The 24,353-nt window shown below is 34.7% G+C and carries 25 protein-coding genes and 1 tRNA gene; 21 read left to right on the top strand and 5 right to left on the bottom strand.

Annotated elements, in window-relative coordinates:
• Window positions 1–37: 37 nt before the first annotated feature.
• Window positions 38–916 carry an NAD(P)-dependent oxidoreductase gene (locus TDSAC_RS06750; RefSeq protein WP_108309484.1) on the bottom strand — a complete coding sequence of 293 codons (879 nt, stop codon included), beginning with the start codon at window positions 914–916 and terminating at the stop codon, window positions 38–40.
• A gap of 242 nt (window positions 917–1,158) precedes the next feature.
• On the opposite strand from TDSAC_RS06750, the gene TDSAC_RS06745 reads away from it, so the two are divergent.
• From TDSAC_RS06745 to TDSAC_RS06725, 5 genes are read left to right on the top strand one after another with little or no spacing between them, the layout of a single operon-like run.
• Window positions 1,159–1,917, top strand: coding sequence for an ATP-binding protein (locus TDSAC_RS06745; RefSeq protein WP_108309483.1), 759 nt, complete (start codon window positions 1,159–1,161; stop codon window positions 1,915–1,917).
• Complete coding sequence (locus TDSAC_RS06740; RefSeq protein WP_108309482.1) at window positions 1,914–3,011, top strand: iron ABC transporter substrate-binding protein; 1,098 nt, start codon at window positions 1,914–1,916, stop codon at window positions 3,009–3,011. The genes TDSAC_RS06745 and TDSAC_RS06740 overlap by 4 nt, the downstream gene beginning before the upstream one ends.
• Complete coding sequence (locus tag TDSAC_RS06735; RefSeq protein WP_108309481.1) at window positions 3,008–4,057, top strand: FecCD family ABC transporter permease; 1,050 nt, start codon at window positions 3,008–3,010, stop codon at window positions 4,055–4,057. The genes TDSAC_RS06740 and TDSAC_RS06735 overlap by 4 nt, the downstream gene beginning before the upstream one ends.
• Window positions 4,057–4,803 (top strand): ABC transporter ATP-binding protein, encoded by a 747-nt coding sequence (locus TDSAC_RS06730; RefSeq protein WP_108309480.1) that lies wholly within the window; start codon window positions 4,057–4,059, stop codon window positions 4,801–4,803. The genes TDSAC_RS06735 and TDSAC_RS06730 overlap by 1 nt, the downstream gene beginning before the upstream one ends.
• A gap of 14 nt (window positions 4,804–4,817) precedes the next feature.
• Complete coding sequence (locus tag TDSAC_RS06725) at window positions 4,818–5,414, top strand: class I SAM-dependent DNA methyltransferase (RefSeq protein ID WP_108309479.1); 597 nt, start codon at window positions 4,818–4,820, stop codon at window positions 5,412–5,414.
• Here TDSAC_RS06725 and TDSAC_RS06720 read toward each other — a convergent pair.
• Window positions 5,395–6,306: an alpha/beta fold hydrolase gene (locus TDSAC_RS06720; protein WP_108309478.1), complete on the bottom strand. Its 912-nt coding sequence runs from the start codon at window positions 6,304–6,306 to the stop codon at window positions 5,395–5,397. The two genes, TDSAC_RS06725 and TDSAC_RS06720, sit on opposite strands and share 20 nt — an antisense overlap.
• 136 nt (window positions 6,307–6,442) lie before the next feature.
• Here TDSAC_RS06720 and TDSAC_RS06715 point away from each other — a divergent pair, with 136 nt between their 5' ends.
• Complete coding sequence (locus TDSAC_RS06715) at window positions 6,443–6,862, top strand: hypothetical protein (RefSeq protein ID WP_108309477.1); 420 nt, start codon at window positions 6,443–6,445, stop codon at window positions 6,860–6,862.
• Here TDSAC_RS06715 and aspS read toward each other — a convergent pair whose 3' ends face one another.
• Together aspS and hisS are read right to left on the bottom strand one after the other, a co-directional pair.
• Window positions 6,863–8,635 carry an aspartate--tRNA ligase gene (gene aspS, locus TDSAC_RS06710; RefSeq protein WP_108309476.1) on the bottom strand — a complete coding sequence of 591 codons (1,773 nt, stop codon included), beginning with the start codon at window positions 8,633–8,635 and terminating at the stop codon, window positions 6,863–6,865.
• Complete coding sequence (gene hisS / locus TDSAC_RS06705; protein ID WP_108309475.1) at window positions 8,625–9,884, bottom strand: histidine--tRNA ligase; 1,260 nt, start codon at window positions 9,882–9,884, stop codon at window positions 8,625–8,627. Before hisS ends, aspS begins: the two co-directional genes overlap by 11 nt.
• Window positions 9,885–10,351: 467 nt before the next feature.
• Here hisS and TDSAC_RS06700 point away from each other — a divergent pair, with 467 nt between their 5' ends.
• Window positions 10,352–12,193, top strand: a complete 1,842-nt coding sequence (locus TDSAC_RS06700) for an ATP-dependent helicase (protein ID WP_108309474.1) — start codon at window positions 10,352–10,354, stop codon at window positions 12,191–12,193.
• A 40-nt stretch (window positions 12,194–12,233) separates the two neighbouring features.
• On the opposite strand, the gene metE is transcribed toward TDSAC_RS06700, so the two are convergent.
• Window positions 12,234–14,495 (bottom strand): 5-methyltetrahydropteroyltriglutamate--homocysteine S-methyltransferase, encoded by a 2,262-nt coding sequence (gene metE, locus TDSAC_RS06695; RefSeq protein ID WP_108309473.1) that lies wholly within the window; start codon window positions 14,493–14,495, stop codon window positions 12,234–12,236.
• A gap of 142 nt (window positions 14,496–14,637) precedes the next feature.
• Between metE and trxA the strand changes: the two genes are divergently transcribed.
• From trxA to obgE, 14 genes are all read left to right on the top strand, one after another.
• Window positions 14,638–14,949, top strand: a complete 312-nt coding sequence (gene trxA / locus TDSAC_RS06690; protein WP_108309472.1) for a thioredoxin — start codon at window positions 14,638–14,640, stop codon at window positions 14,947–14,949.
• A 23-nt stretch (window positions 14,950–14,972) separates the two neighbouring features.
• Window positions 14,973–15,986, top strand: a complete 1,014-nt coding sequence (locus TDSAC_RS06685) for a tRNA-specific 2-thiouridylase (RefSeq protein ID WP_108309471.1) — start codon at window positions 14,973–14,975, stop codon at window positions 15,984–15,986.
• Entirely contained in the window at window positions 15,973–16,698 is a 726-nt protein-coding gene (locus TDSAC_RS06680) for a tRNA lysidine(34) synthetase (protein WP_199919742.1), read from the top strand. The genes TDSAC_RS06685 and TDSAC_RS06680 overlap by 14 nt, the downstream gene beginning before the upstream one ends.
• A 164-nt stretch (window positions 16,699–16,862) precedes the next feature.
• Window positions 16,863–17,672: a respiratory nitrate reductase subunit gamma gene (locus tag TDSAC_RS06675; protein WP_108309469.1), complete on the top strand. Its 810-nt coding sequence runs from the start codon at window positions 16,863–16,865 to the stop codon at window positions 17,670–17,672.
• A gap of 3 nt (window positions 17,673–17,675) precedes the next feature.
• Window positions 17,676–19,181, top strand: coding sequence for a (Fe-S)-binding protein (locus TDSAC_RS06670; protein ID WP_108309468.1), 1,506 nt, complete (start codon window positions 17,676–17,678; stop codon window positions 19,179–19,181).
• A 45-nt stretch (window positions 19,182–19,226) separates the two neighbouring features.
• Window positions 19,227–19,544, top strand: a complete 318-nt coding sequence (locus tag TDSAC_RS06665) for a TusE/DsrC/DsvC family sulfur relay protein (RefSeq protein WP_013756706.1) — start codon at window positions 19,227–19,229, stop codon at window positions 19,542–19,544.
• A gap of 74 nt (window positions 19,545–19,618) precedes the next feature.
• Window positions 19,619–20,809, top strand: a complete 1,191-nt coding sequence (dsrA, locus tag TDSAC_RS06660; RefSeq protein ID WP_108309467.1) for a dissimilatory-type sulfite reductase subunit alpha — start codon at window positions 19,619–19,621, stop codon at window positions 20,807–20,809.
• Window positions 20,809–21,867: a dissimilatory-type sulfite reductase subunit beta gene (gene dsrB, locus TDSAC_RS06655; RefSeq protein ID WP_108309466.1), complete on the top strand. Its 1,059-nt coding sequence runs from the start codon at window positions 20,809–20,811 to the stop codon at window positions 21,865–21,867. Before dsrA ends, dsrB begins: the two co-directional genes overlap by 1 nt.
• 36 nt (window positions 21,868–21,903) lie before the next feature.
• On the top strand, window positions 21,904–22,137 hold the full coding sequence (locus tag TDSAC_RS06650) for a hypothetical protein (RefSeq protein WP_108309465.1): 234 nt from the start codon (window positions 21,904–21,906) through the stop codon (window positions 22,135–22,137).
• Window positions 22,138–22,244: 107 nt separating this feature from the next.
• Window positions 22,245–22,433, top strand: a complete 189-nt coding sequence (locus TDSAC_RS06645) for an ATP-binding protein (protein WP_108309464.1) — start codon at window positions 22,245–22,247, stop codon at window positions 22,431–22,433.
• Window positions 22,434–22,601: 168 nt separating this feature from the next.
• Window positions 22,602–22,693 (top strand) — tRNA-Ser (locus tag TDSAC_RS06640).
• Window positions 22,694–22,716: 23 nt separating this feature from the next.
• Window positions 22,717–23,004: a 50S ribosomal protein L21 gene (gene rplU, locus TDSAC_RS06635; protein ID WP_199919741.1), complete on the top strand. Its 288-nt coding sequence runs from the start codon at window positions 22,717–22,719 to the stop codon at window positions 23,002–23,004.
• A gap of 34 nt (window positions 23,005–23,038) precedes the next feature.
• Entirely contained in the window at window positions 23,039–23,290 is a 252-nt protein-coding gene (gene rpmA / locus TDSAC_RS06630) for a 50S ribosomal protein L27 (protein ID WP_108309462.1), read from the top strand.
• Window positions 23,291–23,296: 6 nt separating this feature from the next.
• The gene (obgE, locus tag TDSAC_RS06625; protein ID WP_108309461.1) at window positions 23,297–24,307 is read left to right on the top strand and encodes a GTPase ObgE; all 1,011 of its coding nucleotides are present in this window, start codon (window positions 23,297–23,299) and stop codon (window positions 24,305–24,307) included.
• The last annotated feature ends 46 nt before the right edge of the window (window positions 24,308–24,353 follow it).

The following is a 24,353-nucleotide window of genomic DNA, read 5'->3' as shown; positions in this document are numbered from 1 at the left end:
CAAAACACCTCCTTCGAGTGTTTTTGCGCTCTTTATTTTATTTCATATACAATTTAAATATTGCCTGGGTGCCGCTATTATCTTCGCCTATTTTTGATAGTTCTTCATATAATGAGAGAGCAAGCTCTAATCCAGGAAGTTTTATTCCCATTTTTATTGCTTCATCAAGCGCTATTTTCATATCCTTTATAAAGTGTTTTACATAAAATCCAGGAGCGAAATCTCCTTTTAACATCTTTGGCCCAAGATTTGTCAGAGACCAACTACCGGCAGCACCACCTCCGATGCTCTTTAGTACTTTTTCCGGATCAAGTCCTGATTTGATAGCATAACAAAGTGATTCTGCTACACCTATCATATTTGTAGCTATTACAATTTGATTACACATCTTAGTGTGTTGACCTGAACCAGCCTTTCCTTGATAAACGATATTTTTACCCATTAGATTAAAGATTGGAAGAACAGTATTAAAAATTTCCTTATTTCCACCGACCATTATAGAGAGGGTAGCATTTTTTGCACCAATGTCACCACCAGAAACTGGTGCATCCAGGAAATATATGCCCCTCCTTTTTGCTTCTGTATCTATTTTTACGGCGAGAGAAGGAGGAGAAGTAGTCATATCAATTAAAATTGAATCTTTCCTTGCATTTTTTAGAAGCCCATTATCTCCTAAATAAACTTCTTCAACGTCTTTTGGAAATCCAACCATAGTTATTACCAGATTACAAGTTCTGGCTAATTCATCAATTGGTAAAAATATAGCTCCCTTTTTTAAAAGTTCTTCAGTTTTTGATTTGGTTCTATTATAGACAAAAAGTTTGTATCCAGCATCTAGAATATGCCCGGCCATATTTTTTCCCATTACCCCTGTACCAATGAAACCTACATTAGTTGTTTGTGGATCAATTCTCATTTTTTTACCTCCGAATTGAATATTAAAATTTTAAAAAACCGGTCCTTTATTAAGGAATTATTATCTCATAATTACACTTTAAACCTTACTATAGTATTCAAAATTATTATAAAATTAGAACTTATTGTATAATAAAAAAACAAAGAGTAGAACTCTTTTTAGAAGCCATGAAGGCTGTTATATGCACAACAACTTGTGTTATTAGCCTTTATGGCTTATCTTATTTAGGAGGTTTATTAATTATGCCGAAGATTTTAGTTTGCGGAAGAGGCGGATGCGGAAAGAGTACCCTTACAGCAATTGCTGCTAACACCCTTTCAAAAAGGGGCGAGGTTTTTGTATTGGATGCTGATGAATCAAATCTTTGTCTTTCAAACATGCTTGGGATCGATTCTGAAAAAACCTTAATGGGATATCTTGGTGGTAAGGCTGAGGTAAAGAAAGCTCTTCTATCTTTTTTAAAATCTGAGGGGAAAGAAAAAACTCCAATGTTTATAAATGAACTCACATTTGAGGATTTGAAAAAGTTTTCTTCATGGAAGGACAATATAGGTTTTATTCGAACTGGTAAAATTGAACACGGTATGGAGGGCTGTGCCTGCCCAATGGGGGCAGTAACAAGGGAGTTTTTAAAAAAGTTAAAAGTTAAGGATAATCAATATGTTTTGGTGGATACTGAAGCAGGGATAGAACACTTTGGAAGAGGCGTACACGAAGCTATAGATCTCGTCTGGCTTGTTATAGAACCATCTTTTGAATCAATTGCGCTTTGTGAGAAAACTATAGGTTTAATCTCAGAGGGAAGGCATGCCAAACCATATAAAGTAATATTGAACAAAGTTAGTGATGAGAGCAAATTGGAACTTGAGAGACTGCTTGCTGAGAAAAAAATAAAAGTAAATGGATTTTTGCCGTTTAATAGAGAGATCTCAAAGGCAAATCTCAAAGGCGAAAAACTAACTATTGAAGACCTAAATCTTATAAATTCAATTTTACAATGAAATTTCTAAAGATACTTTTTTTAATAACTGCGTTATTTTTTCTTTCGGGTTGTAATAATTTAACCCAGGAAGATAATTCTAATTTAACCGTTACCGATGTTTTTGGAAGAAAGGTTGTTCTGAAAGAGAGGCCAGTAAAAAGAATTGTGGCAATAGGACCAGGTGCGCTCAGACTTGTCTGTTATATGAAGCTCGCAGATTCAGTAGTAGGAGTAGAGGATTCAGAAAAAGAATGGGGCGCTACCTCACGACCATATATTCTTGCATATCCACAGTTAAAAAATTTGCCAGGGATAGGTCAAGGAGGTCCTCGTCCAAATCCCAATCTGGAAAGTATCATAGCTGTGAAGCCTGATGTGATATTTGCTGCATATTTAACGAAGGATCAGGCTGATGCAATTCAATCTAAGACAAATATACCTGTAATATTGCTTAGCTATGGCCAGCTTGCTAGTCTTGATATAAATGATATATATAACTCTTTAAGAGTTATAGGTGAGGTTTCAGGTAAATCTGATAGGGCAAATCAGCTAATCGGCTATATAAAAGGTATAGAAGAAGATTTAAGGAATAGAACAAAAGATATTTTACCTGATAAAAAACCTAGCGTTTATGTAGGAGCGCTTGGAATGGCTGGTGTTCACGGGATTGAAAGTACACAGGCAAGATATCTTCCTTTTACTTTAATTAATGCAAAAAACGTTGCTGATGAAATAAAGGGTTCTGGTAGCTTGATGCTGGATAAAGAATATCTAATAAAGTTAAATCCCGATATTATATTTCTTGACGAGGGGGGATTGCCCTTGGTAAAAGAGGACTATAAAAAAAATAGGGCATTTTATGATAAATTAAAAGCATTCAAAAACAATAAGATCTATGGGCAGCTACCATTTAATTATTATGCTACAAATGTAGAGATAGCCTTGATAGACACCTATTTTGCTGGCAAAGTTATCTATCCTGAAAGATTTTCTGACGTAAATATTAATACAAAAGCAGATGAGATATTTAAAGAATTTTTGGGAAAATCTATGTTCAATGAAATTACGAAAAATTATCCTGGATTTGTAAAAATAGATTTTAAAGTTTTATGAACAAAGAAGATATTTTGAAGAGTTATAAAAGTTATTACAAGAAAAAAATTTTCATTGTGATATTGCTTTTTATTTTATCTTTGCTATTTATAATATTTTCTACAAAGACTGGCACGTTTAACATTAGTTTTTCAGATATTATTTTTTCCTTTTTTAACCCGGGTTCGAGAGAGGGCGCAGTTTTGTTTAATGTGCGGTTTCCAAGAATAGCCTCATCATTTGTAGCTGGAGTTGGGCTTTCAATAGCAGGCTGTGTGATGCAAAACGTTTTGAGAAATCCGCTTGCTTCACCCTTTACGCTGGGCGTTTCTCAGGGAGCAGCATTTGGAGCTTGTGTGGGGATAGTGATGTTGGGTCAAGGTTCTCTTGGGTCGAATATAATAATCAATAATCCATATTTCGTTACTGCTTGTGCCTTTTTTGGATCGCTTATATCTACCTTTACAATAATATTTCTGGCAAAACTCAAAGGTTTTAGTCCTGAGTCTATAGTTCTTTCGGGAGTAGCTCTTGGGGCGCTCTTTTCGGCTATGATCATTATACTTCAGTATTTTTCAAATGAGGTAGCAGTTGCTAGTATGGTTTTTTGGACTTTTGGTGATGTAGGTCGTGCTTACTGGAATGAGATTTTGATAATGTTTGTTGTAGTAACCTTTTCTTTTGTATATTTTTTGTTGAACAGTCTGAACTATAATGCAATGGAAATAGGCGATGAAAGTGCTAAGAGTTTGGGTATTAATGTCGATAAGATAAGATTTATATCAATGATAATATCTTCTCTTATAACTGCAGTGATAGTGTCATTTTTGGGAATAATAGGTTTTATTGGATTAGTAGCGCCTCAGGCGATGAGAAGAATAATAGATTTTGATTACAGATTTATTTTGCCTGCCAGTGCATTGTCGGGTGCAATATTGCTTATAATAGCAGATATCGTCAGCAGAACAATTTTTTCACCTGTTATTTTGCCTATTGGAGCAATTACATCATTTTTGGGAGCGCCCTTTTTTATTTATATTCTATATTTAAAAGGAAAGACCAGATAATGTTTATTCAGGCTAAGAATATAAGGTTTTCTTATAATAGTGTTGATGTATTAAAAGACGTAAGTTTTTATATAGAAAAGGGCGATCTTATAGCTATCCTTGGTAACAACGGAGCGGGCAAGTCTACTTTGATAAAGTGTATAAATAGAATTTTGAAACCAAAATTTGGGACAATATTGATTGAAGGACAGGATGTGGAAAAATTAGGTTCTGAAATTGCAAAAAAGGTTTCTTATGTTTCTCAGCGAAATCAGGTTACGAGACTTACAGTTTTTGATGCAGTGCTATTGGGGAGAAAACCATACGTTACATGGGGAATATCGAAGAAAGACCTTGAAATTACAAAAGGTGTTATAGAAATGCTCTCTCTCCAGAAAATTTCCATGAGATTTGTGGATGAATTAAGTGGAGGAGAGCTTCAAAAAGTGATAGTTGCAAGAGCACTGGTTCAAGAGCCTTTATTAATTCTTCTGGATGAACCGACTAACAATCTTGATATAAAGAGTCAGATCGAAGTTATGAATATTGTCAGGCAAATTGTGCAGGATAAAAAAATTTCGGCTCTTATGGCCATTCATGATATAAACCTTGCGCTTAGATTTATAGACAAGTTTATTTTGATGAAAGATGGGAAAATATTTTCCTCAGGAGGATTGGAAATTATAACTGAAGAAAATTTTAGTGAGGTTTTTGGAGTTATGGTAAAGATTAAAAATATAGATGGCAGACCCTTTTTAATCTTTTAAGTTTTGGAGGTAGAATGGATAGTGTAGACTTTTTTGATCGATTGTCTGATGAATGGGACGATATCTTTTCAAGAGGAGATATAGACGTCTTGGAGAGGGGGCTTGAGCTTGTTAACTGGAATTCGTTTACAAGAGTGCTAGAAGTTGGATGTGCTACAGGAGTTGAAACTAGTTATATTTTAAAAAGATTAAAATCTAATGCAAAGTTGTTCGCAATAGATATATCAGCAAAGATGGTTAGAAGGGCTATTGAGAGAATACAGGATGCAAGGTTCACAGTTAATATAAAGAATTTCTTCGATGTAGAGGGCATTTTTGACCTTATTCTTATGATAAATGTTTTGCCGCATTTGGGGGAATTGGAGGAGGTGTTTACAAAATCTTCAAAGCTATTGGACAATAGAGGCGAAATCTTGATATTACATAACTCTTCGAGACAGCACATAAATATGGTTCATTCAAGAAAAGAAGAAGTAAAAGACCACGTGCTTTTACCCGTAGAGATCGTACAGGAGATAGCAAAGGATAAAGGATTTTCAATACTACACACAAAGGACGATGAAGAAGGCTATATTCTTTACGTACAAAAATTTACTCAAGAAATTTTCTAATAGCTGTTGCTACTTCTGATGGCATCTGGTAGATAAGAGCGTGACCTGCGCCTTTGAAAATTATTAATTTTGAGTTTGGTAAAATCTTGTGAAGTATTGATGCGTTTTCGGGTGGGACTACCAGATCTTGATCGGATGAGAGTATAAGAGTTTTAAAATCTTTGCCTTTAAGCTCTTCTTGGTTAACATTGCTAAGATACCATGCAGATATAATTTGTTTCTCGTAGTTAAAAACTCTTGGAGTAATGTCTGGAGAAGATCTTTGGTATATGAGCGCCATCTTAATTTTGTAATTGTCAACTTCGTCTTTTGGGAATAGCACCTTCATAACTCTTTCGCCCTGCTTTTCTATGTCTGGCAATGGATTGAAAAGAGCATCTACTACATAGTCTTGAGGCTTTATAGCGTTAGGTCCTCCTGCATTGGTACTAATTAATATGAGGGAGTCTACCATATCAGGGTACATCCTTGCGAATTGTTGTGCTACAAATCCTCCCAGAGAGTATCCAAGAATATTTGCGCTCTTTATCTTCTCATTCCTTAAAACATTTTTTACAGCTTGTGCCAGCTCTCTTATATCTGGATCGTTGTTTGAGAGAAACCTGGACTGTCCGATACCCGGATAATCTATAAAGATGAGTCTGAAATTTTGTAGCAGGCTCATAACCAACGAATCATCCCAACTGTTCATGCTGCTTGAAAAAGGCTCCAGCATTACAATAGTCTTTTTATTTTTTTCGCCTAAAATCTTGTAGGCTATTATTGAAGACTCAGTATTTGTGTACCTTGTGTACGTGTTACTTAACAGATCGTAAAACTCTTGATTTGCATAAGCACTTTTTGAGATCAAGATGAATAGTATTAGAAAAATTGAAACCAATAATCGCTTCATAAATTCCTCCAGAGTTATTTAATTTTAAATAATTTAGGATATTAGATTCTAACATTTCTTGCATTGTGCGATCAATTTGCTGAGATTATGATATAAAATATAATAATATGCTAAATATAGGAGGGATGAAGATTTTATGAGAGCTAAACTTCTTCTAATAATAGGTTTTGCAATAATATTTTTCTTTCCGAAATCAGATTTTGCGTTTGCTACCAACTGGCAGTATGTTGGCACACTGACACTTTCATCGGGAGAGGTTAGAAAAGATTATGTGGATGCTGACAGTGTGGTTTATGACAAAAACGATCACACTATGAAATTCTGGGTTTTAAGTGAGATACACTTTGATAAGGATGTTGTTAAGAGCTTGAAGAGATATTCTACTGATATAAAAGACATCTTGCTGCCAACCAGAATGCTGGAATACAAGACATTTTCTGAAAACAATATCTTGATATTAGAAGATAAAACTCCATCAACCATAATCAATTATCCAGAAGACGTTTCTCTTCTGGGAAGGGCTATTGATATAGCCGAAGATTATATCAAGAAATAATTAGTCTTGCTCTTTCTTTATATTCACAGAAATAGACAATTCGTCAAGCTGCTTTTTGTCCACCTGTGACGGCGCATCGGTAAGAAGGCATGTCCCGCTCTGGGTCTTCGGAAAGGCTATTACATCTCTCAGAGACTTTGCACCAGTAAATAGCATAGTTATTCTGTCGAGCCCAAGTGCAATGCCTCCGTGTGGAGGGGCGCCATATTCTAGTGCCTCCAGAAGAAAGCCAAATTTTATTTGTGCTTCTTCTGTCGAAATGTCGAGGAGTTTGAATATCTTGCTTTGCAAATGGGTATTGTTTATTCTAATGCTTCCTCCGCCTAATTCGTTTCCGTTTAGGACGATGTCATAGGCAAGGGAGCGAACAGAAAGTGGATCTGTATCTAATTTTTCCAGGTCTTCTGGATGTGGAGCAGTAAATGGGTGATGAACAGAACTTAGCCTTTTTTCCTTTTCGTCGTATTCGAACAAGGGAAAATCTACAACCCACAAGTATTTAAATTCGTCCTCATTTATCAACTTAAACTCGTTTCCAAGAAATATTCTTAGCAAACCAAGAGATTGTAAAAGGCCGTCTTTACCTGCAGCAAGAAGAATGGCATCTTTGTCTCCGATATCAAATATTTTTTTGAAAGAGTTTATTTCATCTTCAGATAAAAATTTTGCTATTGGGGATCTTATCTCAGAGCCATCGAATAGTATCCATGCAATGCCTGGGAGTCCAAAATCCTTTGCCATATTGTTTATCTTTTCAAGAATTGGCCGAGAATTATGGCAGTCTTTATTTTTTAATATAAAACCCTTAATATACCCATCCCTTTCGATTACACTTCTAAATATCTTTAACTTTGTATTTCTTAGAATTTCAGTAAAATCACATATTTCAAGAGGATTTCTAAGATCTGGCCTATCTGTCCCATATTTATTCATAGCTTCTTTATAACTCATTCTTTTAATAGGGTAGTTACATTCTATGCCGAATTGTGAGTTTAATTTTTTGAAGAGTTCTTCTGTAATGGTTATTACATCATTTGGTTCTACAAATGACATTTCAACGTCTATCTGAGTGAATTCTGGCTGTCTATCAGCTCTTAGATCTTCATCCCTAAAACATCTTACTATTTGAAAGTATTTATCAAATCCGCTCACCATCAAAATTTGTTTGAAAAGTTGTGGTGATTGCGGAAGCGCATAAAAAGTTCCCGGTTGAAGTCTTGAGGGAACAAGAAAATCTCTTGCACCTTCCGGCGTGCTTTTTGTAAGGTATGGTGTTTCTATTTCGAGAAAATCGTTTTCTAAAAAATGATTTCTTATAGTGTTAGTTATTATATGTCTTTTTATGATATTTTCTTTTTTATCAGGTCTTCTGAGATCAAGATATCTGTATTTTAATCCTAATTTTTCGTCATAATCCTTTTGATCATCAGAAATAGAAAATGGTGGTACCTTTGATTTGTTTAATATATTTATAGTGTTGGCAACTAATTCGAATTCTCCAGTTGAAATTTTTGTATTCTCTGTACCCAATGGTCTTTTTCTTAGTTCTCCTGTTATTTGTACCACATATTCAGATCTGATTTCCTCTGCTTTCTTAAAATTTTCTTTGTTTTCTGAGTCTACTACAACCTGTAAAAGAGAATATCTGTCTCTAATATCAAGAAATATAAGATTTCCGTGATCACGCCTTTTGTTAACCCAACCACATATAGTGATAATTTTGTTCTCTAAAGATTTGTTTATATCTCTTAACGTGTGTGTTCTATAAGCCAAAATTACACCTCTCATTACTTAAGATATTTAGAAATTTATCTTTAGAAAAACTCTTTTGCTGGCCATTTTCAAGATTTTTTATGCTGATCGTATTATTATTTATTTCATCCTGGCCAATTAATATTGCGTAGTCACAATTAGATTTAGAAGCAAGTTTCATAGCAGATTTTAAGTTTTTATAGTCATATGGAAACAAAGAACTTACAAAATTTCTTAATTGTGCTAAAAACTCCAAAGCAAAGCTAAACTCATTTTCTGTTACAGGAATTACCATAAATTTATGTTCCTTTTCATAAGTTTTATCCGATTTTTCTAAAATGGTAACGAGTCTTTCTATTCCTGATGCAAACCCTACTCCTGGAAGATTTTTACCTCCGAGCTCTTCTGCAAGCCCGTCATATCTTCCTCCGCCTAAAACTGCATTTTGTGAACCAAGTGAAAAGTTTAATGCTTCGAATGCAGTTTTCGTGTAATAATCAAGACCTCTTACGAGACGAGGGTTTAGAACATATTCTATTTTAAATTTCTTAAGATAGCTCTGCAATTTTTCAAAATGAATTTTACAGTCATTGCATAGATAATCTGTAATTTTAGGTGCATTTGATATTGCAAGCATGCACTGATGTTCTTTACAATCCAAAACTCTTAGTGGGTTTTTGTACATTCGGGTTTTACAATTGTTACACAACTCATTTTCATGATCTTTTAAAAAAGCGAGTAAAGCCTCTTTATAAACTCCTCTACAACCTTTACAACCTACCGAGTTAAGATGTAATTCATATTCTATGCCCAATTCTTTTAATATTTTTGTGGAGGAATCGATTATTTCAAAATCGGAAATAGGGTCTTGTGTCCCAACTATTTCTGCTCCAAATTGATGAAATTGCCTAAATCTACCTGCCTGAGGCCTTTCGTATCTAAACATCTGACCTGTGTAATAGAGTTTTGTAGGGCTATTTTGGGCAAGGTTGTTTTCGATTATTGCTCTTATTACTGGAGCTGTACCTTCTGGTCTTAAAGCTAGTAACCTATCACCTTTATCTTTGAACAGATACATCTCCTTTTGGACTACATCTGAAGTCTCGCCGAGACTTCTTATAAAAAGTCCTGCATCCTCAAAGATTGGCGTTCTTATCTGTGAAAAACCATATAATTTCATAATTTTCTTGCCAACGCTTTCTATTTTTTCGTAAATTTTAACCCTTTCCCCGAAAATATCAAAAGTTCCTTTGGGCGCTTTGTAGTTCAATATTCTCTCCTTATGCTCTACAAAAAATTAACACTCTATTTTAACATAAGAATATAATATCAAAAGTTTTTTTAGTTAACATGCTTAAAAATTTTAGAGAAATTTACTGGTTTAAATATATCTGTCTAATATGGTATCCTTAAACCAGCTAGTAATAAAGTTCTTACAATGCTATCAGTCATAAATATAATTTTTTTCATTTAGACTTCTTTTATAAAAACTATAACCCATTATTAAATATATTGCCTTTTCAATACATTTGTTTATTAAGCAGCACAATCTTTTCTAAATATAACTTTGAATTCTTTGGGTAATTCTCGTAAAATCAGATCGTCCATGATAAGAGATAGTGGATGATAAAATTAATTTTACACTGTTAGAGAAAATTTTAGAATTTCATTAACATATTTAACTTCTATTTTCGATTCTAATATATAATAAAGTTTTTAAATAATAGGAGCTTAGAGGTGTATATTTTGGATTCAAACTTAAACGAAGAACAAAAAAGGGCTGTATACTCTGATAGCAGGGCGCTTTTGATAGTAGCTGGTGCAGGCACAGGCAAAACAAGGGTTTTAACAACCAGGGCAGCAAGACTTATAAAAGAGAACCCGGATGCGAGGTATCTTTTGCTCACATTTACTAAGAAGGCAGCAATGGAAATGACTACAAGAGTTAGGGACTTGATAAGAGAAGACACTAAAAATAGGCTTTATTCTGGAACCTTTCATTCCTTTTGTTCGAATATAATTAGAAGGCATTCAGAAAGAATTGGGTTGACCAACGATTTTGTCATAATTGATGAATCTGACTCTCTTGACCTGATGAAGAAGGTATTTTCTAGAATATATAGTAAAGAAAAACTTGATTCGCTGATATTTAAACCAAAAGATATTTTATCAATATATTCATATGCAAGAAATAATAACCAGGATTTTATTGAGATCATTCAAAGAAAATATAAATATGTTAACTTTGAAGATATCAAAAAGATTGTAAATTTATATGAACTAAGCAAAAGAGAAAGAAATTATTTGGATTTCGACGATCTTTTGATGTACGGATTGCTTTCAATTAAAGCTCTTGAAAAAAGTCCTTTCGACGAAGTTTTGGTAGATGAATTTCAAGATACAAATCAAATTCAGGCCGAAATGTTGTACCGTTTCTATTATTTAGGTTCAAGGATAAGTGCAGTTGGAGATGACGCTCAAAGCATTTATTCTTTTAGGGGGGCTTATTATAAAAATATGTTTGATTTTATCAAAAGACTTGATGCTGAAAAAATTATTCTTTCTTCAAACTACAGGTCAACTCAACCAATTTTGGATATTGCTAATTCTATCATTCAGTCTTCATATAATTCTATTAAAAAGGAATTGATAGCTAATGTAAAACTAAAGGATAACGTTAAGCCTAAATTGGTAATTGTTAGTGACGACTGGGAAGAAGCAAGGTATGTGGCTAGAGAAATGCAAAAATTCAATGAAAAGGGTTTAAAGGTGGCAGCTTTATATAGGGCAGCGTATATTGGTAGAAACCTTGAAAGCCAACTTAACTCTATGGGAATAAAATATTCTTTTTATGGAGGTCAAAAATTAACTGAAAGCGCTCATGCTAAAGATTTTATGTCGTTTTTGAGAGTTTTTGTAAATCCAAAGGATGAAATAGCATTGATTAGAATTTTGAGGATGTTTCCTGGAATTGGCGAAAAAAAAGCAGAAAAGATTAAAAATGCTGTGATTAATGGAGGTAATTTAAAGATTGCATTGTCTAAAGAAAAAAATCTTGAAGAATTAAATCTTTTTTTTGAAAAATTATTTGAAACTACCGACTGGCATGATATCCTAGAATTAATTTTTAATTTTTATAAGGATATAATGATCAGACTTTACCCTGAAAATTATGAAGAAAGAGAAGCAGATTTAATCAAATTCATGGATATGAGTTCTAATTATGATAATTTGGTAGACTATCTTGAAGCTTTTACACTTAATCCGGTTGAAAGGGTTGAATTTGACAATAATAATGTAATCTTAAGCACTATTCATTCAGCAAAGGGATTGGAATTTGACGTAGTATTCTTGTTATCAGTGATCGAAAGCGTTTATCCACACTTTAAAGCCCAATCGACTGATGAAATAGAAGAAGAGAGAAGACTATTTTATGTAGCAATAACTAGGGCAAAACAAAGACTTTTATTCATATTTCCCAGACATTCAAAGAAAAATAGAGGCTATTTTGCGAAAAACACTATCTCTCCCTTTTTAAGAGAAAAGGATAGTTATCTTGATGTTTCTATTGTAGGATAAAAACCCCAGAGAGTTAAGAAATACTCTGGGGTAAAGTTTTCTATTTATTTCTTTCTCTCATAATTTTTGCAGCTTCAACCATATTTTTTAATGAGGGTATGGTTTCTTCCCAATTTCTTGTTTTAAGACCGCAATCTGGATTAACCCAGATAAGTTTTTTATCAATAACCTTTATGGATCGTTCTAATATTTCGAGTATTTCGGAAACAGATGGTACTCTTGGACTATGAATATCATAAGTTCCAAGTCCTATGCCGTGATCGTATTTGAATTTCTCAAAAACCTCAAGGATATCGCCTTTACTTCTTGATGCTTCTATAGAAATAACGTCGGAATCCATTGCATAGATTGCTTCAATCATTTCATTGAACTCAGAATAGCACATATGTGTATGAATTTGGGTATTCTTTTTTACATTACTATTTGTCAATCTAAAGGATTTTATAGCCCAATCAATATATTTCTCTCTATTTGATTTTCTTAAAGGTAAGCCTTCTCTAAATGCCGGTTCATCGATTTGAATTATTTTAATGCCGTTCTTTTCAAGATCTAATATCTCATCTGCAAGAGCAAGAGCTATTTGATAAGCTACTTCCTCTCGTGGAATATCTTCTCTTACAAATGACCAATTGAGTATTGTAACAGGACCTGTTAACATACCCTTTACAGGCTTTTTTGTTAATGATTGAGCGTATATTATTTCGTCTAAAGTCATTGGAGCATTTCTCATAATATCAGCATAAATTATAGGCGGCCTTACACATCTTGAGCCATAAGATTGAACCCAGGCAAATTTTGATGTGGCAAAACCCTGTAGTTTTTCTCCAAAAAATTCTACCATATCAGTTCTTTCAAATTCGCCATGTACAAATACGTCAAGACCTAAGTCCTCCTGCTTTTTAATTGCATCTTCTATAAGATTTTTGATATATGATGTGTACTCTTCTTTAGAAATTGAACCGGATTTGAATGCGGCCCTCTTTGCCCTAAGTTCTTTGGTTTGCGGGAAACTACCAATAGTAGTAGTAGGAAACAAACCAAGTTTAAGCTCGTCCATCTGAATATTGTATCTTTCTTCAAAGGGTTCCTTTCTTATAAAATCTTCTTTTTTCAAGTTCTTTATTCTATTGTGTACTTCCTTTATGAAAAAGGTTTCAGGTGTTTTTTCCCATATTTTGTGTGATTCTTCTATCTTTGAAGAAAATAAATTGTTACCGTTTAAGAATTCCTTTAGAGTGTAGAGTTCTTTAAGCCTATCTTTTGCAAAAGAAAGCCTATTAATTAGCTCTTTAGGAAAATCCTCAGCGTTTTTGTCAGAAGAAGGGATAAACATTAGAGAACAACTTGTAGAAAGTATAATTTTATCCGGATGTACTTTGACTTTAATTTTATCCAGAATCTTTATGACTTTAGTTAAATCTGATTTCCAGATATTTCTACCATTTATCAAACCAGCTACCAAAAACTTGTTTTCAGGAAAGTCTGTGTTTAGTATCTTATTAAGATTTTCGTCTGATCTGCAAAAATCAAGTCCAAAACCTTTGAATGGAAGTTCATAAAGCATTTCTAGTTCTGGTACGCCTTCAAAATAAGTTTGTAAAATGGTTTTACAGCTTAGATATGGCAAAATGCTGTAATAAAATTCTCTAAATATTTTTAGCTCATCGGATGTAAGACCTAAAACTAAATATGGTTCATCTATTTGAACGTACTTTGCACCCTCTTTCTCTAATAGTTGAATTAGTTCAACATATAATGGGGCTAATTTTAACAAAAGATCTTTGAATCTTTTTGGAGAATATGACTTTGATAATTTAAGAAAGGTAAAACCGCCTAAAATTACAGGTTTTGCAATAATGCCAGCCTCTTTTGCTCTTTTAAACGATTCTAATACGAAGGGGTAATTTAAATAAAATTTTTGTTCATCATCTATTTCTGGCACAAGATAGTGATAATTCGTATCAAACCACTTTGTCATTTCCATTGCTGGGGCATCTTTAGAACCTCTAGCCATAGAAAAGTAAACTGATAAATCAAGACCATTGGGTTTGCCAAACCTTTTTGGAATTGCTCCAAACATATAAGCTGTATCAAGTACGTGATCGTACATTGACATATCACCTACGGGTATTAAATCTATGCCAAATTCTGACTGTAGTTTACATCTTGAAAGTTCTAGTTCATGATACTTTAATATAAATTCGTCTTCATCGATTTTACCCTGCCAAAAGTTTTCCAGAAGAAACTTTAATTCCCTTTTTTCACCAATTCTTGGATAACCTACTACACTAGTTTTAAACAAATAACCTCACTCCTTCCAATGCAATTGATAAATATTAGCATCTTTACTAATAATTGTCTAAAATATAAATTTAGTTTAATATATTATGTATATTTGATAAATTTTTTGAAGACGCTAATTTTTTATTAAGGAGTGATAAACTATGAGAGAATTAAGCGAACTAAATTTTAAGGATGAGATATCAAGTGGTGTTACTTTGGTGGACTTTTGGGCACCATGGTGTGGCCCCTGTAGAATGATTGCGCCGATACTGGAAGAGTTGGACAAAGAGTATGCTGGAAAACTGAAAATATGTAAAGTAAATGTAGATAATGATAGATTGCTTGCGCAAAGTCTTAGGATTGTAAGCATCCCAACCTTAATTTTGTATAAAGATGGAGAAGAGCAAAAGAGAATTGTTGGTGCGGTAGCAAAGGAAAAGATAACAAGAGAAATTTCACCATTTTTAGCTTAGTTCACTTTATTGATTTTTGAAAATTGAATAAAAGAGTAGTCGTAGGAATTAGCGGCGGTATAGATAGTTTCTATACCGCTTTTTTGCTTAAAGAACGTGGATTTGATGTAATGTGTTTGTATATCAATCTATTTGATAACCATGAGGTTTTCTTGAGAGCGAAAATGTTAAGTGATCTTCTGGGAGCGAAATTTGAATTTTACGATGCTATAAAGGAGTTTAAAAAGGAAGTTATTGATAGATCTATTAATATGACTCTTTCTGGGTATACTCCAAATCCGTGTGCTTTTTGTAATATGAAAATAAAGTTTAGAATATTAGAAAAGATAAGATCTGACTCTAATTATGACTATATTTCTACGGGTCACTATGTAAAAATTTTTCACAATAGTACAACTAAAATTTTTAGAGGATTTGATGAAAAAAAGGATCAAAGTTACTTTTTGGCTTTAGTTCCTTCGATCTATCTTAAAAACGCTATTTTCCCACTAGGAAATTTTACAAAGAAGTATGTAAAAAGAGTTATGGAAGAAAAATATTTATTTTGGAAAGATATTTCATCCAGTCAGGACCTTTGTTTTGTAAAAAAGGGTTATAAAAAGTTAATTCAAGATAAATGTGGAGTAAAATTTGGAAAATTTTTGTATAAAAATAGAGTAGTTGCAAATCATTGGGGTTCATATCTTTATACGCTTGGAGAAAGCAGAGGACTTGGGCACAAAGAACCTGTAAAGCTCTATGTAGAGAGTTTAAATCACGAAAAAAATGAAGTATATTTGAATACAAGGGAGTTTTGCTACAAAAGTTTAATAGTTGTAGCAGATCTTAATTTTTTTAACAAGCTTCCAAATAGATGTTTAGTGCAGATAAGATATCAGGCAAAACCGGTTATTTGTGATATACATTTTCGAGAAAGTAAATTGTACGCAAATTTTCATGAAAAGGTTTTTGCTCCAACTCCAGGGCAAATTGCGTCATTTTATTCTTTAGACAATAGAGAACTACTAGGTGGTGGAATTATTATTGGGACTGATTAAAAGAACTCTTAACAAAATATTAGAGCTTGATTATAAATATTCAATACTTCCAAATGGTACTACTCTTGCTGTTGGTTTATCTGGAGGAAAAGATAGTTTAATTACGCTTTGGGCCCTAAATGAGGTTTTAAGACATCGAAAAGAAAAATATAAGCTTTGTGCAATCCTGGTTGATCAAGGATTTCCAGGCTTTAGTTATAATAAAATTAAAGATTATTTGCTTTTAAATGATATACCTTATATAGAGAAGAAATCTTACATATATAATTCCTTATCAAAGACTGAATCTCCCTGTGCGATTTGTTCTCATCTTAGGCGAGGAGCATTGGTAGATGGAGCAAAGATAATGGGAGCTACTCATTTAGCTTTGGGTCACCATCTAGACGATCTCTTAGAGGGAATAGTAATGACAATAGCTATGAATGGAAGACCTAATGTTCTTGTTCCTATTAAATATTTGTCAAGAAGAGACATTTACCTAATTAGACCGTTGCTCTTGGTTGAAGAAGAACATATTAAAATACTCTCAAAAAAGATTCAAGGCATAAATCCTATAGAAACAGAATGTCCATATAGCAAAGATAGCGAGAGAATAAAGATCAAAAATTGGCTTCATCAAGGGTATAACAATTGGGAAGTAATGCATCAGCATATGGCTTCCTGGGCAAGGTTGCTTCTTGAGGAAGAAATGAAAAAGCAACTAAATATATAAATTATTTATTATTTAATAAGTATTTTTTATGGAAATATAATATTATTTTATTAAAAGTTATATAAGTTTTGCTTGTTAATTCTAATAAATTTTGTTATAGTTTAAATAATAGTAAAAACCCATGGGGTGAAAATTTCAAACGAAAACGAAGGGGTGAGTGTCTATTGGATTGGTTCTCTTTTTTAGTCGGTAATGTTTTATCTTATTTAGCAATTGTTGTTTTTTTTGTGGGGGTTCCACTTCAAGTTTATAGGTGGATGAAGATTCCCGTGGTATATCCTTTGACAGATTTTCCAGCACCAAGAACTGCAGAGGGAGCTTTTATAAAGGTACTTCTTGATGCTTTTTTATTTCGTCCGATTCTTTTAAAAATCTATAATTCAATCGTTTATACCGGAAAATGGACTGATTTATGGCTTGGAGGATGGATTTTTCACGTATCGTTTGCTCTTATTGTTATAGGTCATATTGTTGGGATTGGAACTTTGGGCCATCAGTTCACCATTTTAGGGGTAAGTCCTGAAACAAGCTTACATATGTCAGAACTGTTAGGAACTATTTCGGGAGTTTTCCTTAGTTTAAGCTTAATTTATCTATTACTGAGAAGATTTTTTAATCCTATTGTCAGAGTCATGTCAGATGGTATTGATTACTTGGTTGTTTTGCTAATTTTGGGCATCTCTTGTATGGGGAACTTTATGAGATTTAATTCTACTTATGGAGTAGAATATGACGTTGCTCAAAAGTGGATAATAGGTCTTTTTACTTTACATCCTGTGCCTCTCCCTGATAACCCCATTTTTACTTGGCATCTATTTCTTGTAGAAATTTTGCTTATTTATTTTCCTTTTAGTAAACTTATGCATTCTTGTGGTATATTCTTCGCTCGTTGGATGATTACCAACTATGATCCAAGAAAAGTTATGGTTTTCGACTGGAGAAGTAAGGTTTGTGAGTGGAAGGGAGGTAAATAGGGCATGAACTTCGATAGAAACGTAGAAAAGGGAAGATTTCCCCAGAGATGGTGGGAAGATGAAAGATTAAAAACAGTTCAAACTATGGATAAGGGCGAAAAGCATTTAGTACCCTTTTTGGCCCCAAAAATTTATCCTCTTGAACCATTAGACAAACCTTTTGACGAAACAGAATTAGAATCACGCTTTGTGAGCGCGTTTGCTCGAGTTTTGGCTCAGCATAGACAATTGAAAGTTTATATGGAAAGCTGTGTGAAGTGCGGAGCATGTGTGAACGCCTGTCATACTTACCAGGGAACGGGTGAGCTTAGAAATATACCTGTGATGAGAGCTGATCTCTTAAGGAGGTATTACAAGAAATACTTTACTACTCAGGGAGCAATTCTTGGGCCTATTGTTGGGGCAGAAAGAGTTACCTTTGAGGGCCTTAAGGAAATGTATTACTATTTCTATCAGTGTTCGCAATGTAGAAGGTGTTCGTATTATTGTCCTATGGGAATAGATACTGCTGAGATTACAAGATATGGCAGAGAGATACTCGTTCAGTGTGGTTTTGTTTCTCAATTTCACTGGAGCGTGTTGACCTCTATGTGGAAGACTGGCAATCACATGGTTATCACCAAACCTGGTTTGATGGATACTGTAGAATTTCTTGAAGAAGAACTAAAGGAAGAAACAGGTGTGGACATAAAGATACCGGTTGATGACTGGGATGCTGAGTTACTTTATAATCCTTCTTCTGCTGACTTTTTTGCCTATCCTGATACTATGATGGGTGTGGCAAAAGTAATGCATGCTGCAGGAATAAGGTGGACGATTTCAAGCGATATAATAGAAACAGGTAACTTTGGTTTATTCTTACACGAGAATACGATGAGGATGTTAAACAAGCGCCTTATAGATCAGACTTTTAAAATGAAGAATTGTAGAGAAGTTGTGTTGGGCGAGTGTGCTCATGGATGGAGAACGTGGAAGATGATGACCAAAACTATAAACGGTGAATGGGTTGATAAAAGATTTCACTATATACACCTTGTTCATAAATTGATTGAGCTAATAGATAATGGAATTATTAAAGTGGATCCGTCGAGATATGAGGGCATGAGAGTAACGCTTCACGACTCTTGTAACAATGCTAGAGCAGGAGGTCTTATTGAAGAACCCAGATATGTGCTTTCGAAGATATTGCCAGAAGGTTCTTTTGTTGAAATGACTCCTAATCGTGAGATGAACTGGTGTTGTGGAGGTGGAGCTGGAATATTATGGGATGACCCTGAAAGTATTAATCTGAGAATTAAACTTTCGAAAAACAAAGCTGAACAGTATAAGTCAGTAAATCCTGATATAGCTGTAGTTATATGTTCTATTGGCAAGGCGCATAATACTTTTATAGTTCACGATGGATATAAAAAAGAACTCGATCACGTAAAAATTAAGGGTTTGGTTGATCTGGTGGGCGATGCTATTGTGGACTTTCCATTCCCTGCAGGAAAGTATGCGAAATCCTAATTTGCTGTATCTTACTTTGAAAATAAATTTTGGAGGTGTTAGATTATGCCATTTATCGAAGTTAATGGTAAACAATTAGAAGTTGATGAGGACGGTTTCATCCAGGATCCAGAACAGTGGAACGAGGATGTAGCCCGTTATCTTGCGAAGACTGAACAGGTGGAAGAGTTGACAGAAGAGCACTGGAAGATAGTAAATTATTTGCATGACTATTTTAAGAAGTACCAGATTGCTCCAATGGTTAGAAAACTCTGTAAGGATAACGGAGTGGACCTCAAGAAGATTTACGAGCTGTTTCCAACTGGTCCTGCAAAGGGTGCTTGTAAAATTGCAGGATTACCTAAACCGACAGGATGTGTTTAATTCAGGGGAGGTGATAAGCTTACCCATTTCTTTAAACAAAATTTTATTTCACCTTAAGGGGGTGTACTGATTAAATGCCAGAATTAAGAAAAACGCCAATGCTAGATCAGCTTCTTGATGGTCCATTTCCAAGCTTTGTGAAAGAGATCAAAAAAGGTGCTGAAAAAAACGAAGCTTGTAATGACCTTCTTGGTCAGTTAGAGCTTTCGTACGAAGAAAAGGTTACGCACTGGAAACACGGTGGAATTGTAGGTGTTACGGGTTATGGTGGTGGAGTAATCGGTCGTTATTCTGATGTCCCTGAAAAATTTCCAGGATTGACTGAATTTCACACCATGAGAATCAATCAGCCTGCTGGATGGTTTTATAAAACAGATAGGCTAAGAAAATTTCTCGACATATGGGAGAAGCGTGGAAGCGGTTTGACGAACTTTCACGGTGCAACAGGCGATATTATTTTGCTTGGTACTCATACCGATCAATTACAGCCTGTCGTAGATGACCTTGCACATGAAGGTTGGGACTTGGGCGGATCGGGTTCAGATCTTAGAACCCCAAGTGCGTGCGTAGGACCAGGCAGGTGTGAGTGGGCGTGTATTGATACGCTTGATATTGTAGATACTCTTACAAGAAGGTATCAAAATGAGCTCCACAGACCAATGTGGCCATATAAGTTTAAGATTAAGATTTCAGGCTGTGCGAACGATGGCGTAGCCGCAAAAGCTAGAGCTGACTTTTCAATTATCGGTACCTGGAAAGATAACATTCAAATTAACAGAACAGAAGTTATAAATTATGTAAATGGTGGATTTGACATTATTGGTCAGGTAGTTGATAAATGTCCGACAAAGTGTATTTCTTACAATCCAGTAACCAAATCTCTTTCAATCGATAACAGCAACTGTGTAAGGTGCCACAACTGTATAAATAAGATGCCAAAAGCTCTTCGACAGGGCAAAATAACAGGTGCCACTATATTGATTGGTGCTCATGCTCCTATTCTACAATCGGCATTTATGTCCTGGGTTATTGTTCCATTTATGGAAATGAAGCCTCCTTATGATGAAGTTTCTGAACTCCTCGAGAAGATTTGGGAATGGTGGGACGAGAACGGAAAAATGAGGGAAAGAGTTGGTGAGCTTATTTACAGATTGGGTATGAGGAGCTTCTTGAAGGCGACAGGACTTCCTGCTGTTCCTCAGATGGTCTTACATCCACGTGCCAATCCATTCTACTTCTGGGATAAAGAGGAGGTGAACCAATAATGGTTAAAACAGATTTTGGACCACCAAAATATTTGGACATGATGTCCGATCTTTGTAAAAGGAATTACGGCAAGTGGAAATATCATGAAGTTTTGGATACTGGAACATTAGTTCATGTATCAGAAAGCGGTGAAAAGCTATATACAGTTAGAGCTGCCACACCAAGGCTTATGCATATTGATACAGTAAGGGCTTTTTGTGATCTTGCTGATAAATATTGTGGTGGATTCTTCAGATTTACTAGCAGACATTCAGTCGAATTTCTTATTGAAGATGAAGCAAACATTGAACCCTTGAAGGCAGAACTTCACGCAATGGGCTATACACCTGGTGGAGTAGGCAATACTATTTCAAATATGCTTCACACTCAAGGTTGGATTCACTGCCACACTCCTGCAATTGACGCATCTGGTATAGTAAAATCAGTTATGGATGAGGTTTTTGAGTACTACAAGGAAGCAAAACTTCCAGCGAGGCTCAGGCTTGCTTTGGCATGCTGCTTGAATATGTGCGGCGCAGTTCATTGTTCTGATGTCGCGATAGTAGGCGTTCACAGAGTACCGCCAAAAGTTCAGGACGATAAAATTTCTAAGATGTGTGAAATACCTAACGTGGTAGCTGCATGTCCTACAAGAGCAATTAGACCAGAACCAGCCAAAAAATCTGTCGTTGTAAACGATGAAAGGTGTATGTACTGTGGTAACTGCTATACTATGTGCCCTGCAATGCCAATATTTGATCCAAAGAACGATGGAGCTGCAATATTTGTAGGTGGTAAGGTTTCTGATGCAAGGCATCCAGCGATGTTTTCTAAGTTGGCTGTTCCTTATATTCCAAACGAACCTCCAAGATGGCCAACGCTGGTTAAGACTATAAGATTACTTATTGATGTCTATGCAAAGGATGCAAAGGAAGGGGAGCGCTACGGCGAGTGGATTAATAGAATTGGTTGGGAGAAGTTTTTCCAGGTTACGGGCTTGCCATTTACCGATAAGCATATCGATGATTATATCTTCTCCGTTCCAACTTTCCGCTCCACTGCTACATTTAAGTGGTAATTAAATTGGCTTTTAAAATAAAGGCGGTGAAAATAGATGGCTGCTGATCCATCGATAAAGATTAAGATATGTGAGTATTTAAAAACTGTTAAACAGGCAAAAAATAGGCAGATTGCAGAAAAAATTGGTGAGGACAAAAAGGCTGTAGATGCTGCAATTGCTGAGTTAGCAAATGAAGGGATAGTTGAGTACATCTACGTTACTACTTCATTTGTAGTACTTAAGGATGAGTACCACAACGATCCAAACTGGCACTATACGCCTAAATAGTTAACTTTAAATCAAAATACCTCCCTCATCAAGAGGGAGGTATTTATTTATTTATTTAAATTTGATAAAATATAACTCATTTAATATACTCGAAGGAGGTAATTTTCATGGTTTATGTAGTAAAAGTAGATCAGGATCTTTGTAACGGAGATGGTGCATGCGCAGATAATTGTCCAAATCAAGTTTTTGACATGGTCAATGGTAAATCTCAGCCAACAAGGGCGGATGATTGTGTTGGCTGTATGACCTGTGTTTCAGTTTGTCCAACTGGTGCAGTTACGGTAACTGAGCTCTAAAAATTATTATATACGCGCAGCTATATTTGTATGGTTGCGCGTTTTTAGTTTTTTGTTAATATTGTTTTATTTATACTAAATAAATAGATAAGCTATAAAAATTGTGATATAATAGCACACTAAGTTGTTTGCAAAAGTTTAATTTTTTGTTATAATTTTCCTGCTGATGGAGAGATGGCCGAGTGGTCGAAGGCGCTCCCCTGCTAAGGGAGTAAGCGGCCAAAACTGCTTCGAGGGTTCGAATCCCTCTCTCTCCGCCATATTTTTTAAGGAGGAATAAATAGTGGTTTATGTTTTAAAAATTAGGGGCAAAGAGTTTTTAGCTGTTCCAGGCGATAAAATTAAAGTGCCCTTTATCGAAGGTTTAAAGGAAGGCGAAAGATTTGTTGTTGAAAACGCTCTAGTTTTTGATGAAGAACCTGAGATTAAAACTTCAAATGTTGAGACGATTGTTGAAGGAAGCGGTAAGGAGAGAACTGTAATCGCTTTTAAATATAGGCCTAAAAAAGGTTATAGGAATAAAAAAGGCAATAGACAAAAGTTTACCATGTTAAGAATTTCTGAAATATAAATTATTTTAAGCTATTTTGTGAGAGGTGATTTAAGTGGCATCCAAAAAAGGTGGAGGCAGTTCTAGAAACGGAAGAGATAGTAATCCTCAATATCTTGGGGTTAAAGCTTATGGTGGTGAGTTGGTAAGCGCTGGATCTATTATAGCAAGGCAACGTGGAACAAAGATTCATCCAGGTAATAATGTTGGAATAGGGAGAGACTATACTATTTTTGCTAAGATTGATGGCAGAGTTAATTTTATAAAGAAAGCTGGAAAAGTTGTAGCTGAAGTTATCCCTAATTAAAGTTTTATGTCTTTAAAATCTTATATTTTTCCTGATACTGCAAAAGTAAAATTTGTGGGGGGGCATGGTGGAAGAGGATGTGTAAGCTTTAGGAAGGAGAAATATATTCCAAAGGGTGGACCGGATGGCGGAGATGGTGGAAGAGGAGCAAATATATACCTTGTTGCTAGCAGAGAAGTAAGCGATCTATCTTTTTTTAAATCCAATCGCGAGTTCAGGGGAAAGAACGGTGAACCTGGATCTTCTAAAAAGATGCACGGAAAGGATGCTGAAGATTTATATCTTCATGTACCCGTAGGAACAGTGGTTAAGGACCCAAATACAAACGAGATTATATGTGATCTTGATCATAATGGGAAAGTCTTTTTGGTTGCGAAGGGTGGAAAGGGAGGATTGGGTAATTCTAACTTCGCTACGCCTACAAACAGAGTTCCCCATTATGCTCAAGATGGAGAGCCTGGTGAGGAAAAAAATGTTTTACTTGAATTAAAAATTATTGCGGATGCTTCTTTGATAGGGTTTCCTAATGCTGGTAAATCTTCGATTTTAAATGCATTGACAAATGCTAAAGCAATTGTTGGGGAATATTCTTTTACAACTATAAAACCAGTTCTTGGAGTGTTATCAAATAATGAAAAGGCAATAGTTTTAGCCGATATTCCTGGAATTATTGAAGGAGCAAGCAAGGGCAAGGGTTTGGGGAATATCTTCTTAAGACATATAGAGCGTTCCAATTTTCTTATATTTGTTTTAGATGCAAGTTTAGATCCGATAAAGTATTATAATATAATTATAAAAGAGCTTGAGCAGTATAATAGAGATTTGTTGCAGAAAAAGAGAATAATTTTGTTAAATAAGCGTGATTTGATCAATAAAATTACAGAAAATGAGCTTTTATCTTATTTTAATGGATTAAATGAAAAAGTTTATTCTATAAGTACGTTTGATAGAACTAGCGTTGAAGCTTTGAAAAATATAATTTTAGAATTAGTTTCTGAATCCAAAATTCTTGTTTAAAATTTTTTAATCTGTGAGGACAACGTTTTTTAGGGATGAAATTTAA

Source organism: Thermodesulfobium acidiphilum (genome assembly GCF_003057965.1).
Lineage (GTDB): Bacteria > Thermodesulfobiota > Thermodesulfobiia > Thermodesulfobiales > Thermodesulfobiaceae > Thermodesulfobium > Thermodesulfobium acidiphilum.
This window is presented reverse-complemented; position numbering and strand designations above follow the sequence as displayed.

What these genes read in the sequence shown, in the direction of transcription:
- TDSAC_RS06665 (WP_013756706.1), top strand. Translation starts at nt 19,227, where the DNA reads ATGCCATTTATCGAAGTTAATGGTAAACAATTAGAAGTTGATGAGGAC.
- TDSAC_RS06730 (WP_108309480.1), top strand. Translation starts at nt 4,057, where the DNA reads ATGTTTATTCAGGCTAAGAATATAAGGTTTTCTTATAATAGTGTTGAT.
- trxA (WP_108309472.1), top strand. Translation starts at nt 14,638, where the DNA reads ATGAGAGAATTAAGCGAACTAAATTTTAAGGATGAGATATCAAGTGGT.
- TDSAC_RS06725 (WP_108309479.1), top strand. Translation starts at nt 4,818, where the DNA reads ATGGATAGTGTAGACTTTTTTGATCGATTGTCTGATGAATGGGACGAT.
- obgE (WP_108309461.1), top strand. Translation starts at nt 23,297, where the DNA reads ATGTCTTTAAAATCTTATATTTTTCCTGATACTGCAAAAGTAAAATTT.
- TDSAC_RS06650 (WP_108309465.1), top strand. Translation starts at nt 21,904, where the DNA reads ATGGCTGCTGATCCATCGATAAAGATTAAGATATGTGAGTATTTAAAA.
- TDSAC_RS06750 (WP_108309484.1), bottom strand. Translation starts at nt 916, where the DNA reads ATGAGAATTGATCCACAAACAACTAATGTAGGTTTCATTGGTACAGGG.
- TDSAC_RS06670 (WP_108309468.1), top strand. Translation starts at nt 17,676, where the DNA reads ATGAACTTCGATAGAAACGTAGAAAAGGGAAGATTTCCCCAGAGATGG.
- TDSAC_RS06645 (WP_108309464.1), top strand. Translation starts at nt 22,245, where the DNA reads ATGGTTTATGTAGTAAAAGTAGATCAGGATCTTTGTAACGGAGATGGT.
- TDSAC_RS06745 (WP_108309483.1), top strand. Translation starts at nt 1,159, where the DNA reads ATGCCGAAGATTTTAGTTTGCGGAAGAGGCGGATGCGGAAAGAGTACC.
- dsrB (WP_108309466.1), top strand. Translation starts at nt 20,809, where the DNA reads ATGGTTAAAACAGATTTTGGACCACCAAAATATTTGGACATGATGTCC.
- dsrA (WP_108309467.1), top strand. Translation starts at nt 19,619, where the DNA reads ATGCCAGAATTAAGAAAAACGCCAATGCTAGATCAGCTTCTTGATGGT.
- TDSAC_RS06740 (WP_108309482.1), top strand. Translation starts at nt 1,914, where the DNA reads ATGAAATTTCTAAAGATACTTTTTTTAATAACTGCGTTATTTTTTCTT.
- TDSAC_RS06735 (WP_108309481.1), top strand. Translation starts at nt 3,008, where the DNA reads ATGAACAAAGAAGATATTTTGAAGAGTTATAAAAGTTATTACAAGAAA.
- TDSAC_RS06715 (WP_108309477.1), top strand. Translation starts at nt 6,443, where the DNA reads ATGAGAGCTAAACTTCTTCTAATAATAGGTTTTGCAATAATATTTTTC.
- TDSAC_RS06720 (WP_108309478.1), bottom strand. Translation starts at nt 6,306, where the DNA reads ATGAAGCGATTATTGGTTTCAATTTTTCTAATACTATTCATCTTGATC.